The organism is Saccharopolyspora dendranthemae (assembly GCF_007829955.1).
Taxonomy (GTDB): domain Bacteria; phylum Actinomycetota; class Actinomycetes; order Mycobacteriales; family Pseudonocardiaceae; genus Saccharopolyspora; species Saccharopolyspora dendranthemae.
The window spans coordinates 94,582-107,199 of sequence record NZ_VIWX01000005.1; the positions used below are offsets into that span (position 1 = coordinate 94,582).

The 12,618-nt window shown below is 68.9% G+C and carries 11 protein-coding genes; 8 read left to right on the forward strand and 3 right to left on the reverse strand.

Annotated elements, in window-relative coordinates; all coding sequences use genetic code 11:
• Positions 1 to 10: 10 nt before the first annotated feature.
• The 7 genes from FHU35_RS22115 to FHU35_RS22145 all read left to right on the forward strand — a co-directional run bounded on the left by FHU35_RS22115 (position 11) and on the right by FHU35_RS22145 (position 9,807).
• The gene (locus FHU35_RS22115; RefSeq protein ID WP_145742886.1) at positions 11 to 967 is read left to right on the forward strand and encodes an HpcH/HpaI aldolase/citrate lyase family protein; all 957 of its coding nucleotides are present in this window, start codon (positions 11 to 13) and stop codon (positions 965 to 967) included.
• A gap of 124 nt (positions 968 to 1,091) precedes the next feature.
• The gene (locus tag FHU35_RS22120; protein WP_246110496.1) at positions 1,092 to 4,418 is read left to right on the forward strand and encodes a patatin-like protein; all 3,327 of its coding nucleotides are present in this window, start codon (positions 1,092 to 1,094) and stop codon (positions 4,416 to 4,418) included.
• A 133-nt stretch (positions 4,419 to 4,551) separates the two neighbouring features.
• On the forward strand, positions 4,552 to 5,067 hold the full coding sequence (locus FHU35_RS22125) for a YflT domain-containing protein (protein ID WP_145742888.1): 516 nt from the start codon (positions 4,552 to 4,554) through the stop codon (positions 5,065 to 5,067).
• Positions 5,068 to 5,626: 559 nt separating this feature from the next.
• Positions 5,627 to 6,886, forward strand: coding sequence for an ABC transporter substrate-binding protein (locus FHU35_RS22130; protein WP_186459561.1), 1,260 nt, complete (start codon positions 5,627 to 5,629; stop codon positions 6,884 to 6,886).
• Positions 6,886 to 7,785: a carbohydrate ABC transporter permease gene (locus tag FHU35_RS22135; RefSeq protein ID WP_145742890.1), complete on the forward strand. Its 900-nt coding sequence runs from the start codon at positions 6,886 to 6,888 to the stop codon at positions 7,783 to 7,785. The genes FHU35_RS22130 and FHU35_RS22135 overlap by 1 nt, the downstream gene beginning before the upstream one ends.
• The gene (locus FHU35_RS22140; protein ID WP_145742892.1) at positions 7,785 to 8,630 is read left to right on the forward strand and encodes a carbohydrate ABC transporter permease; all 846 of its coding nucleotides are present in this window, start codon (positions 7,785 to 7,787) and stop codon (positions 8,628 to 8,630) included. Before FHU35_RS22135 ends, FHU35_RS22140 begins: the two co-directional genes overlap by 1 nt.
• A 4-nt stretch (positions 8,631 to 8,634) precedes the next feature.
• Positions 8,635 to 9,807 (forward strand): ABC transporter ATP-binding protein, encoded by a 1,173-nt coding sequence (locus FHU35_RS22145; RefSeq protein ID WP_145742894.1) that lies wholly within the window; start codon positions 8,635 to 8,637, stop codon positions 9,805 to 9,807.
• Between the two features lie 249 nt (positions 9,808 to 10,056).
• Here the strand turns inward: FHU35_RS22145 and FHU35_RS22150 are convergent, their stop codons facing one another.
• The 3 genes from FHU35_RS22150 to FHU35_RS22160 all read right to left on the reverse strand — a co-directional run bounded on the left by FHU35_RS22150 (position 10,057) and on the right by FHU35_RS22160 (position 12,305).
• Positions 10,057 to 10,236, reverse strand: a complete 180-nt coding sequence (locus FHU35_RS22150) for a hypothetical protein (RefSeq protein ID WP_145742897.1) — start codon at positions 10,234 to 10,236, stop codon at positions 10,057 to 10,059.
• Positions 10,237 to 10,286: 50 nt separating this feature from the next.
• On the reverse strand, positions 10,287 to 11,366 hold the full coding sequence (corA, locus tag FHU35_RS22155; protein ID WP_145742900.1) for a magnesium/cobalt transporter CorA: 1,080 nt from the start codon (positions 11,364 to 11,366) through the stop codon (positions 10,287 to 10,289).
• Positions 11,367 to 11,876: 510 nt separating this feature from the next.
• The gene (locus FHU35_RS22160; protein WP_186459562.1) at positions 11,877 to 12,305 is read right to left on the reverse strand and encodes an NUDIX domain-containing protein; all 429 of its coding nucleotides are present in this window, start codon (positions 12,303 to 12,305) and stop codon (positions 11,877 to 11,879) included.
• A 146-nt stretch (positions 12,306 to 12,451) separates the two neighbouring features.
• Between FHU35_RS22160 and FHU35_RS29400 the strand changes: the two genes are divergently transcribed.
• The gene (locus tag FHU35_RS29400; protein WP_175547979.1) at positions 12,452 to 12,616 is read left to right on the forward strand and encodes a cytochrome c family protein; all 165 of its coding nucleotides are present in this window, start codon (positions 12,452 to 12,454) and stop codon (positions 12,614 to 12,616) included.
• Positions 12,617 to 12,618 lie beyond the last annotated feature (2 nt).

Consider the following 12,618-nt stretch of genomic DNA (forward strand, 5'->3'; position numbering starts at 1 on the left):
GGAGGTCTCCGTGGAGGGTCGTCGTGCCCGGCGCAGTTGCCTGGCGGTGCCGGGGTCGAGCGCGAAGATGATCGACAAGGCCCGAGGGCTGGCCGTCGACCAGTTCTTCCTCGACCTGGAGGACGCGGTCGCGCCGCTGGCGAAGGCCGAGGCCCGGGACCGGATCGTCGGCGCGCTCAACGAGGGCGGCTGGGACGGCAAGACCCGGTCGGTGCGGGTCAACGCGCTCGACACCGAGTGGACCTACCGCGACGTGGTGACCGTCGTCGAAGGCGCCGGCGCCGAGCTGGACACGATCATCCTGCCGAAGGTCTCCACCGCCGACCACGTGCGCTGGCTCGACCTGACGCTGTCCCAGATCGAGCGCGCGATGGGGCTGGAACCCGGACGGATCGGCATCGAACCGCAGATCGAGGACGCGCGCGGGCTCGTCGAGATCGACGCCATCGCCACCGTGTCGCCCCGGGTGGAGGCGCTGATCTACGGGCCCGCGGATTTCATGGCCTCGATCAACATGCGTTCGCTGGTCGTCGGCCACCAGCCGCCCGGGTACGAGGTGGGCGACGCCTACCACTACACCCTGTTCCGCATCCTCACCGCGGCGCGCGCGGCCGACGTGCAGGCCATCGACGGTCCGTACCTGCAGATCAAGGACGTCGACGGGCTCCGCGAGGTCGGCGGCCGTTCCGCCGCACTCGGTTTCGACGGCAAGTGGGTGCTGCACCCGGCGCAGGTCGACGCGATCAACGAGCTCTTCTCCCCGCGCCAGGAGGACTACGACCACGCCGAGAACATCCTCGACGCCTACGAGTGGCACACCTCGGCCGCGGGTGGCAAGCGCGGTGCGGCGATGCTCGGCGACGAGATGATCGACGAGGCCTCGCGGAAGATGGCGCTGGTGATCGCGGGCAAGGGCCGTGCGGCGGGAATGCCCAGGACCGACCGCTGGACTCCGCCGGAGAGCTGACCGCACGTCGAGGAATCGCTGTGCGCGGCGGTGCGGGTGGCGACTTCTCCGGGGGTTGCTGCTCCCCGGTGCCTCTGCGCGAAGTGGCCCCGAACGACCCCTCGCACCCGGTACGTTCGTGATCGTGGACGACGGGGACGAGCTGCGCCTGGCGCTCGCCATGCGCGGCGGAGCGAGCATGGCGGTGTGGATCGGCGGCGCCGTCGCCGAGATCGACCGGCTGCGCGAATCACTCGGTGGCGACGGGGAATCCGAACATCCGTGGGCAGCCCTGGCGCGGCTGGCGGGGTACCGGTCGGTGAGCGTCGACGTGCTGGCGGGCGCGTCGGCCGGTGGCCTCAACGCCGCGCTGATGTCGGCGACGCTGGTCTACGGGATGCCGTTCGAGCGGATGCGGCGGACCTGGATCCAGCTGGCCGACCTGGAGGCGATGGCCCGCCCGGTGCCGAAGTTCTGGCAGCCCGGACCGGCATCGCTGCTGGAGGGCGACGACTACTTCCGGACCGAGCTCGCGCGCGTCATCCGCGAGAACGCCCCGCCGGAGGACGAGCAACCCGGCCGCCGCGCGGACATGCTGCTCACCGCGACCCTGCTGGACCCGCTGGTGGAGCCGCACCACGACGCCCGGGTCGGGCCGATGCCGCTGGAGCGGAGGGCAGCGCGGCTGACCTTCCACCACGAAGGCCGGGCGGGCGACCCGCTGTCGGACTTCGGCGAGATCGACGCCACCGCACTGCGTCTCGCGCACGCCGCGCGCGCCACCTCGTCGTTCCCGTTCGCCTTCGAACCCGCGAAGGTGCGTTCCGGGCCGGGTGAACCGCCGGCCGGTGAGCCGAACATGCTGGGCCTGTTCTCCGAGACCAGCACGGGCACCGCGCCGTTCCGGGTGATCGACGGCGGTGTCCTGGACAACATCCCGGTCGCCGCGGCGATCCAGGCCATCGCGCACGCTCCGGCAGATCGGCCCACCAAGCGCTTCCTGCTCTACCTCAACCCCGACCCCGTCGTCTCGCACGGGCAGCGGCGCGGATCGGGACGTGCGGTGCCGGTGACCGTGGCCGCGCTGCGCGGCCGGTTCACCCAGGAATCCCTGCTGTCGGACCTCGACGAGCTGGCCGAGCACAACCGGACCGTGGAGCGGAACGCGTTGCGCCGCAGGGCGTTGTTCGCCCCGGTGCGCGAGAACCCGGAGCGGCTCGCCGAGCACAGCGCCGCCGTGGCCACCGACCACGCCGTAGTGCGCGCGGAGCTGGACGCGCAGGCGGTGCACGCGCTGCTGACCGACCCGGCGGGTTCCGAGGACGGCACGCTGCTGCCCCCGGTCATCGGAGATCCGCTCGCTGAGTGGTCGGCGTTCGCGCGCGAGCGGCTGCCCGAACGCCTTTCGGCGCTCGCCGAGGAGGTGGGGCCCGAGGTCTTCGACGATGCGCACGGCCTGCGCTCCGCGGTGCAGGAGTGCCTCGGGTGGGCGTGGGACGTCGAGGGGACGGCGCAGGTCGGGACCTGCAAGGCGCAGCTCTACCGGCTTCGCGCCTTCGCCGCCGTGCTGGCCGGTCACGCCGACCGCTACTGGATCAACGGTGCCCGGCTGGAACCCATCGTGGAGACCACCGAGCTCGACGACTGGATCCGCAGGGTGCGTTCCCGCCGCGAGCGGCTGCAGCACCGGTTGCCGTCGCCGATCGAGCCGCTGCTGGGAGCGGTGCTGCGCGCGGTCTCCGACGGCGACGGGTTCCAGCAGGCGCTGGCCGAGTTCGCCGCCGAGCTCCAGTCGATGGTGGAGTCCTCGGGTGCGGACGCCGCGCCGGACTCCGACGGGCTGGACGCGGTCGCGCGCGCCCGCGAGGTGCTCAACGGCATCGTCGACCGACTGGCCGAATCGGCTCCGGCGCGCCCGGAACCCGTTGCGGCGGAAAGGATCGGGTACGCGCTGCTGGAAGACGGCGGATCTCGGCGGCCCGAGGTGCTGCGACAACTCGTCGTGCTGACCGCGCCGCTGGACGTCGGGCGAATGCCGGCGACCCGCATCGACCTGCTCCGCGTGGTCAGCGACGAGCGCACGCCGCTGCCGTTCAGCTCGCTGCGCCGTGACGGCGAGCTGCGCATCGAGGACAAGATCCGAGGGCTCGACCTCGGCAGCTTCGGCGCCTTCCTGTCGGCGAAGTGGCGTGCCAACGACTGGATGTGGGGCCGGATGGACGCCGCCGCCACGCTCGTCGGCATGCTCGCCGATCCGGAACGCCTCGCGCGCAACGGTGATGCGGAGCAGCTGAGCGAGGCGCTGCAGGCCATCGTCAGCAGGCCCACCGAGGCCGAGCTCGGCGCGCTCGACGACTCCCGGGCAGCGCAGTGGCGCGCGTTCCTCGCGGAGGTGTGGACCCGCCACGCCGGTGAGGTGCGCGCCGAGCTCGACGCGCTGTTCTCCGCCCCGGACGAACCGCACCCGCTGTCCGAGACCCGCGCGCTGCTCACCGAACGTCTGCAGTGGACGATCGCCGCGGCCGAAGTCCCCCACGTCGAGTCGGTTTCGCTCGGTGCCGAGCCGGATGGTGGTGCGGAACCGGCCGCACCAGGACCCGCCGAGCTCTCGCGCTCGGTGGAGCACTTCGACGTCGGCCGCCAGCGGGTCCGCGACCTGGGCGAGCCCCGGCTGCTCTCGATGGTCACCCGCTTCGGCCTGCTCGCCCAGCGCGCCATCCGCCCGCAGGGATCCGGCGTTCTCCGCTGGATCGCCCGTGGAGCGATGACGCTGGTCAAGCCGCTGCTGATGCTCGTGGCCTACGCGGTGGCGGCACCGGGACGCGCAGCGCTGCTCGGCCTCGCCGGTGCCACCACCGCCGTCCTGGCCAAGGCCGGAGCGGGATCCGGCTCGGGCCTCGTGGCGGGCGACTGCCCACCGGGCGCGATGTGCGCGGTCTCCGGCTCGCAGATCCCGGCGACGGGCTGGTGGTCGCCCGGCGACTTCTCGGCCGCCGGCACCAGCAGCTGGACCCCGTGGGCGGCCCTGCTCGCGATCGTCTTCGCGGTCTGGGCCGGTCGGCGCGTGTCCGCTCGCCTCGGCACCGGCCTCGCCCGCTGGGCCCCGGCGCTGGCGGTCGCCGCACTGCTGCTGGCCGCCGTGGTCGCGCTGCACCAGACCGGGCTGCGGTTCGGCCCGCTCGGCGTCGTGCTGATCGCGACCGCGCTGACGTGGCCCGCTACCGTCGCCTACCGGGCGGTGGCGCGGATCGGCGCGGTGCTCGTGACCCTGCTGACAGGACTCGCCGCGCTCGCACTTTGCGCTGACAGCGAACCGGCCGTCGGCAGCTGGCTCGCGCTCACCGGCCTCGTCCTCCTCGTCGCCCACGCGGTGTACCTGAGCAGCGTGGACGTCCTCGCACCTCGGCCCAGGGCCGCACCCGCGCCGCGCACCGAGAAGCCCCCCGTCCGGGTTGCGGCTGCGCATCGGTGAGGAGACGTTCATGATCCCGAGGGGGTACTGCGGGGTAGCCTTGAGGGAGCGGACATTGCGCCGGATTCGGGCCACCACGGCCTGACGTCCTGCAGCCGTGTCCCCAGCGAGAAGCTCAACGGAGGTGTCAGCGGTGTCCAACCCCTTCACCGGCTCGAGCCGGCCGGCGCCGGGCACACCCAACCTGCCCACACCGCCTACCGGATGGCCCATCGGCTCCTACGGCAAGTACGAGGAAGCGCAGCGCGCCGTCGACCACCTCGCCGACAGCGACTTCCCCGTCCAGGAGGTCACCATCGTCGGCGTCGACCTGATGCTGGTCGAACGCGTGACCGGACGGCTGACCTGGGGACGGGTGCTGGGCGGCGGAGCCGCGTCAGGCGCCTGGTTCGGTCTCTTCGTCGGCCTGATCATGGGCATGTTCACCCCGCAAGGCAGCTGGATCGCCCCGGTTCTCGCCGGACTCGGCGCGGGCATCGTGTTCGGTCTGGTCTTCGCCGCCGTCGGGTACGCCTCCACGCGCGGGCGCAGGGACTTCTCCTCAGCCAGCCAGCTGGTGGCCGGGCGCTACGACGTTCTCGCCCAGCCCAAGCACGCCGAGCAAGGGCGGGATCTGCTAGCCAAACTCGCCATGCGCCCGCCGGCTTGAGGTTGACGGCCACTGCTCTGCGGTCTTGTTGCTTCGCGGTGCGGGTTCTACTGACACTGCTCTGTGGTCTTTTTGCTTGGCGGTGCGGGTAGCGGAACCTGAGCGGCTCTCTGGCTCCGGGATCCGAGACTTGAGTATGAGTGGATACGCGGCGCTTCGGCTGTCCTCGCCAGAGAGCCGCTCAGAACCCGCGGCGGTGCCGGTTGCTTGCTGGGGGTACTGAGAAAGCACCTTCGGCGCTTGCCTGACGTGGGTTGGTGGGGCCGCCCCCTTCTTGCCCCTGTTCTTGGGTCGTCGCAGTTGTACTGGTTTCAACGAAACTGCTGTTCTGGCGGCCGAAACGGCTAAGTGGTTCGGGGCTAATGGGGGAGTGGGGGCCTCTCTTGCTCCGCGCTTCTTCACGGGTTGGCAACAAGGTGCGGGAGTTCTTGCCCTCCTTGATCAGCGGGGCCTAGCTTTCCTGCCTACCGGCTGACCGCCGGTGGTTGCGGCGCGACGGAGCGTTGACGAGTTCTCCGGAGCTCGGGTCGTGTTCGCGACCAGTGCACCGGAAGGACCGATGGTGAGAGTTCGCCGCACCCGTACGGCGGCACTGCTGGGCGCATCCCTGGTGTGCGCATCGGCGTTGACCGCGTGCGGGCCAGCCGCAAGTGCCAACACGATCAACCTCTACAGCGCGCCCGAGGAGAACCTGCAGCACAACGTCGACCGCTGCAACGCCAAAGCCGCCGGCAAGTACGACATCGTCTACCACAAGCTGCCTCGCGACGCGGACGGTCAGCGCGAGCAGATGGTGCGCAGGCTCGCCGCCGGGGACACCGGCATGGACCTGCTCTACCTCGACGTCACCTGGACCGGCGAGTTCGCCGAGGCCGACTGGGTCCGCGAGTGGACGGGCGCGGACAAGGCCGAGGTCGAGCAGGACACCCTGTCCGGGCCGCTGGAGACCGCGACCTGGCAGGGCAAGCTCTACGGGGCGCCGAAGAACACCAACGTGCAGCTGCTCTGGTACCGCAAGGACCTCGTGCCGGAGCCGCCCGCGAGCTGGGGCGAGATGATCGAGACCGCCCAGCACCTGAAGCAGGCCGGGAAGCCGCACTGGATCACCCTCACCGGCGCGCAGTTCGAGGGCCTGTACGTGCACTACAACACGCTGCTGGAATCGGCGGGCGGGCACGTGCTCAGCGACGACGGCAAGACCGCCGTCGTCGACGAGGGCGCCGTGCGCGGGCTGGAAGCCCTGCGCGACCTCGGCAGCGCCGGAGTCACCAGTCCCGGCATGAACAACGCCGAGGAGGACGACGCGCGGCAGGAGTTCGAGACCGGGCAATCGGCGTTCGAGCTCAACTGGCCGTTCGTCTACGCCTCGATGCAGGAGGAGAAGCCCGAGCTGGCGAAGAAGGTCGGCTGGACCCGCGTGCCGAGCCTGGACCCGAACGTGCCGAGCAAGTCCACGATCGGTGGCGCGAACTACGCCGTGAGCAGCTTCTCCACCAAGCCCGAGCTGTCGTTCGAGGCAGCGAAGTGCTTGCGGGACAAGGAGAACCAGAAGTTCTCCGCCATCAACGACGGCGTGCCGCCCACGATCGAGTCGCTCTACGCCGATCCGGAGCTGCAGGCCGAGTACCCGATGCACGACACGATCCTGCAGGCGCTCAAGGACCCGGGCATGCGGCCGGTGACGCCTGCGGCGCAGAACGTGTCGACGGTGCTGTCCAACATGCTCAGCCCCATCGCCGAGATCGACCCGCAGGTGACCGCCGAGCGGATGCGCCGCGAGGTGCAGAACGCCCTGGAATCCAAGGGAGTGATGCCCTGATGGCGACCAAGGCGCTCAGCGACGGCAAGAAGGCCGAACGCCGACTGGGACTGATGCTGGCGGCCCCGGCCGCACTGGTGATGATCGCCGTCACCGGCTGGCCGATCCTCTACGCGTTCTGGCTGTCCTTCCAGCGCTTCGACCTGAAGTACCCGGACCAGCGCGAGTTCATCTGGTTCGACAACTACGTCACCGTGCTCACCAACACCTACTGGTGGAGCGCGTTCTGGGTGACCGTCCTCGTCACCGCGGTGTCGGTGCTGGTCGAGTTCGTGCTGGGCATGTCGCTGGCGCTGATCATGCACCGGGCGCTGATCGGCAGGGGACTGGTCCGCACGGTCAGCCTCATCCCGTACGGGATCGTCACGGTCGTCGCGGCGTTCAGCTGGCGCTACGCCTGGACGCCGGACACCGGCTACCTCGCCAACGCCATCGCACCCAGCGGGGCACCGCTGACCGAGTACGGCAGCGCGCTGGCGATCGTGATCGTGGCCGAGATCTGGAAGACCACGCCGTTCATGGCGCTGCTGCTGATGTCCGGGCTCGCGCTCGTGCCCGACGACCTGCTCAAGGCGGCGGCGATGGACGGAGCGGGTGCGTGGCAGCGGTTCCTCAAGGTCATGCTGCCGGTGATGAAGCCGGCGATCCTCGTCGCGCTGCTGTTCCGCACGCTCGACGCGTTCCGCGTCTTCGACCACATCGTGGTGCTCACCGGGGGAGCGCAGGACACCTCGTCGGTGTCGGTGCTCGCCTACAACAACCTGATCAAGGGCCTCAACCTGGGCATCGGCTCGACGATGTCGGTGCTGATCTTCATCGCGGTCGCGCTCATCGCGTGGATCTTCGTGAAGCTCTTCGGCACCGCAGCCCCGGGTAGCGACGAGAAGGGGAGTGGCTGATGGCCGGCCTCGGCGGGACACCGACACCCGCGCGCAAAGCCAAGTGGGCCGCGCTCAACGTCATCGTGGTGGCCTACGCGCTGCTGCCGGTGCTGTGGATCCTGTCGCTGTCGTTCAAGACCTCCGGCACCCTCTCCGACGGGAACCTGATCCCGCGCGAGTGGACGCTGGAGAACTACGCGGCGATCTTCTCCACCAACGAGTTCACCCGCGCGCTGCTGAACTCCATCGGCATCGCGCTGATCGCCACGGCCATCGCCGTCGTGCTGGGCACCATGGCCGCCTACGCCATCGCCCGGCTCGACTTCCCCGGCAAGCGCGCGCTGGTCGGAGCATCCCTGCTGATCGCGATGTTCCCGCAGGTCTCCCTGGTCTCGCCGTTGTTCGACATTGAGCGGACCGTGGGCCTGTTCGACACCTGGCCGGGGCTGATCCTGCCCTACATCACCTTCTCGCTGCCGCTGGCGATCTACACGCTGTCGGCGTTCTTCCGGGAGATCCCGTGGGAGCTGGAGAAGGCGGCGAAGATGGACGGCGCCACGCCCGCGCAGGCGTTCCGCCGGGTGATCGCGCCGCTGGCCGCGCCGGGCGTGTTCACCACCGCGATCCTGGTCTTCATCTTCTGCTGGAACGACTTCCTGTTCGCCATCTCGCTGACCTCGACGGAGAACTCGCGGACGGTTCCGGTGGCGTTGCAGTTCTTCACCGGCGACTCGCAGTTCGAGGACCCGACGGGGACGATCTCGGCGGCCGCCGTGGTGATCACCATTCCGATCATCCTGTTCGTGCTGTTCTTCCAGCGACGCATCGTGTCCGGACTGACCTCCGGCGCAGTGAAGGGGTAAGCAAGTGGCCGACATCGTGCTGGACAAGGTGACCAAGCGCTACCCGGACGGGGCGCTGGCGGTCAACGAGGTCAACCTGGAGATCGCCGACGGCGAGTTCGTGATCCTGGTCGGTCCGTCGGGCTGCGGGAAGTCGACCACGCTCAACATGATCGCCGGACTGGAGGACATCAGCGGCGGCGAGCTGCGCATCGGCGGCGAGCGGGTGAACGAGAGCGCGCCCAAGGACCGGGACATCGCGATGGTGTTCCAGTCCTACGCGCTGTACCCGCACATGACGGTGTTCGAGAACATGGCGTTCCCGCTGCGACTGGCCAAAGTGGACAAGGCGACGGTCGCGGAGAAGGTCGCCGAGGCCGCGAGGATCCTCGACCTCGGCGACCACCTCGACCGCAGACCGGCCAACCTCTCCGGTGGTCAGCGGCAGCGGGTGGCGATGGGCCGGGCGATCGTGCGCAGCCCGAAGGCCTTCCTGATGGACGAGCCGCTGTCCAACTTGGACGCGAAGCTGCGGGTGCAGATGCGCACCTCGGTGTCCAAGCTGCAGAAGCAGCTGGGCACCACCACCGTCTACGTCACCCACGACCAGACCGAGGCGATGACCCTCGGAGACCGGGTCGTGGTGCTGCGCGGAGGCGTGGTGCAGCAGGTGGGCGCGCCGCAACACCTCTACGAGAACCCGGCGAACCTGTTCGTGGCCGGGTTCATCGGTTCGCCCGCCATGAACTTCGTGCCGGTGGAGCTCGCGGACGGCGAGCTGCGCAGCGCCCTGGGAGCGGTTCCTCTGCCGGACCGGCTGCGCAGGGCGGTGGAGTCCGCCGACGCGCCCCGCGACCTGGTGCTGGGCATCCGGCCGGAGCACTTCGAGGACGCCGCGCTGGTCGACGACGCGATCAAGACCCGGGGAGCGACGTTCACCGGCGAGGTGGACGTGGTGGAGGAGATGGGCTCGGACAAGTACGTCTACTTCACCCTGCCGGGAGCCAAGGCCAGCAGCGCGGAACTCGACGAACTCGCCGCCGACAGCGGGAGTTCCGAGGTCCCCACCGATGACGGTCAGGTCGTCACCCGGCTGTCGGTCGAGTCCGGTGCGAGGGAGAACGCGTCGCTGTCGGTGTGGTTCGACACCGACAAGATCCACCTCTTCAACCCCGGCACCGGGGCGACGATCAGGTAGCGCATGAAGGAGGGGACGGTCCCGGCCCTGGGATCAGGGCTGGAGCCGTCCCCTTCGCGCTGCGCTCAAAGCTGGTTGGCGATGAGCACGAACTCCGTCGCGATCCAGCCCGCGAGCAGGGCGACGAGGAAGGTGAGCTTGCTGGAGAGCAGGCGAGTCATAGCGGTGCCTCCGAACGTGGAAACGAGATTCTGGTTGCTGCAGATCCGTTTTCACGATGTGGCCCGCGGTCTACCCGGGCATGTGCCGTCAGCGCGGCGAGGCGCTCGGCGCGGGGACCACGTCCCACATCGCGCCGGGTTTTCGCTGCACCCAAGCGGAGTGCTGGAACAACTTCTCGGCGGTCTCCCGCCGGGACACGGGACTGAGCCCGGGGAGACCGGAGAGGAGCCGCTGCTGGTGGTGCGCGCAGGTGTTCAGCGCTGGCATGTCGGACCTCCTCACGTTCATCAATGACATCGTCTCGGGCACCGGAATCGTTACAGCCACTTGTTCTTCCGGAAGATCTTGAACAACACCATGCAGGCGATGAGCATCACGACCATCACCATCGGATAGCCGAACTGCCAAGTGGTTTCGGGCATGTAGTCGAAGTTCATGCCGTATATCCCGGCGATCATCGTCGGCGTGGAGATGATCGCGACCCAAGCCGAGATCTTGCGCATGTCGGTGTTCTGCTGGAGCGTGATCTTGGCCAGCGTCGCGTCCACCAGGGTGGTCAGCAACTCGTCGAAGGAGCCGACCATCTCCGAGACCCGCGCCAGGTGGTCCTCGACGTTGCGGAAGTAGGAGCGGACCTCTTCGGCGATCATCGGCGTGTAGCCCTCGGCCAGCCGCTGCATCGGCTTCGACAGCGGCTGCACCGCCCGGCGCAGCTCCATGACCTCGCGCTTCATCAGGTAGATCTGCTCGGCATCGATCTTGGTCCGGGGCTCGAAGACCTCGGCCTCGATCTCGTCGATGTCGTCCTGGATGGCCTCGGTGACGTCGAGGTAGTTGTCCACCACGGTGTCGGCCACCCCGTGCAGCACCGCCGAGGGGCCCAGCGCCAGCTGCTCCGGGTCCTCCTCCAGCCGGCAGCGGAGGTCACCGAGCTCCGCGTGCTTGCCGTGCCGGACGGTGATCACGAAGTCGCGGCCGAGGAAGACCATGAGCTCGCCGGTGTCGACGATCTCGCTGGTGGCGGTGCGGTGCTCGGTGTCGGCGTAGCGGACCGTCTTGAGCACCATGAACAGCGTGTTGTCGTAGCGCTCCAGCTTGGGCCGCTGGTGCGCGTGCACCGCGTCCTCGACCGCCAGCTCGTGCAGCCCGAAGGTCTCGGCGATGCCGTTGATCTGCTCCTCGGTCGGCTCGTGCAGGCCGATCCAGACGAACCCGGTGCCGCGCCGGCGAACCTCCTCGATCGCGTCGGCGTGGTTCCAGGCGCCCTCGAGCCGGTGGCCGTCGACGTAGACCCCGCAGTCGACGACGTAGGCGGACACGGGTGCGGGCTTGCGCGCGACGGGCTGGGCCGCGCGGCCGTTGCGGTTGCGCAGACCGAGCGAAGGAAGGTTCGGCACGATGGCCTCCATGGGGGTCCGAGGCCCAGGGATGTGCGCGGCGCCAGACCGGTGGTCCGGTCGGTGGTCATCCGGACGGCGGTCCGGGGACTGCACTGCAGCGGTGTTCCCTCGGGCGGAGATCACTCTCGCTTGCGGGGTCTCACATCCCGGCCCGGCCCCTGATGGGCCGGAGAACCAACTCGCTGATTCAGCGGCGGGCCTTCTCGGCGGGGATGCGGTTGATACTGCACGGAAGTGCGCTGTCGGTACTACTGCTCACGATCCCTCACCTCCCGAAGGTCATCCACCACACGGGGTGGGCACTGCATCAGCCAACCGGGAACCATACTCCGTCCGAGGGGGCTGGTGACAACCGCGTCAAGCGCACGTCACAGCCGGCAGCGGGAACTGAACGCGAAAGCGGACCAGTCGACTAATTCGGGCACCCGGGAAAAGGGCTCGCGCGGGAGCCGGTCCACCGATCGTCACGAACACCGCGGGCACCGCGTAACCCGGCGGCATTCCCGCTCACTCATTGCGGGGTAAACAATCCCAAGCGCTCAGCGCTTCGGCCAATCCGGCGGTCAGCTCTCCATTTCGATCGAGTGTGGCGAAAGTCGCACCATCCGCCCACATTGCGGCGGCGGCGTCGTCACCAGCGGAAAGCGCCCATTCGTTACTCCGGCAGGAGTAGTCGAGGATCTCGAAGGTTCCGCGCGGCGCGGGTCGCTCGACCCGGCCAACGAGATCACCGACGGTGACGACGAGCCCGGTTTCCTCGAAAACCTCGCGCCGTACCGCCGAATGATCGGTTTCTTCGTGCTCCACCCGGCCCCCGGGGATCGACCACTTGTCCCTCCCAGGGTCATTGGCCCGCTTGACCAGGCACAACCGGCCTTCGGGATCAAAAATGAGAGCTCCGACGCAGCGGATCACGGGTTTCTCAGATACGATCATCAACACGGAGGGTAGTTGGTCCGGGCCTGCCCGGAAACGACTGACCCAAGTGCGGTACAAAGCTGCCGTAAAGGGGCGGAGTGCGGTACAACGGATCAGCAGGCGCCTGTGCTACTCAAGGGCTTTTTCGGACGGGGTGCGTCACAGTGAACATGAAGAAAATCCTCACCTGGGCAGTGGTTGCTTTCCTCCTGTTCTTCTTGTTTTCCGCGCCGGACCAAGCCAGCAATGTCGTGAACGGCATCCTGGCCAGTCTTCGTGGTGCTGCAGAAGCCGTCATCACCTTCATGCAGAACCTCTTCCAGGCATAAAG

Bases quoted from the DNA above. Each gene is read 5' to 3' on its own strand.
- FHU35_RS22130 (WP_186459561.1), top strand. From the start codon at position 5,627: ATGGTGAGAGTTCGCCGCACCCGTACGGCGGCACTGCTGGGCGCATCC.
- FHU35_RS22135 (WP_145742890.1), top strand. From the start codon at position 6,886: ATGGCGACCAAGGCGCTCAGCGACGGCAAGAAGGCCGAACGCCGACTG.
- FHU35_RS22140 (WP_145742892.1), top strand. From the start codon at position 7,785: ATGGCCGGCCTCGGCGGGACACCGACACCCGCGCGCAAAGCCAAGTGG.
- FHU35_RS22150 (WP_145742897.1), bottom strand. From the start codon at position 10,236: ATGCCAGCGCTGAACACCTGCGCGCACCACCAGCAGCGGCTCCTCTCC.
- FHU35_RS22160 (WP_186459562.1), bottom strand. From the start codon at position 12,305: ATGATCGTATCTGAGAAACCCGTGATCCGCTGCGTCGGAGCTCTCATT.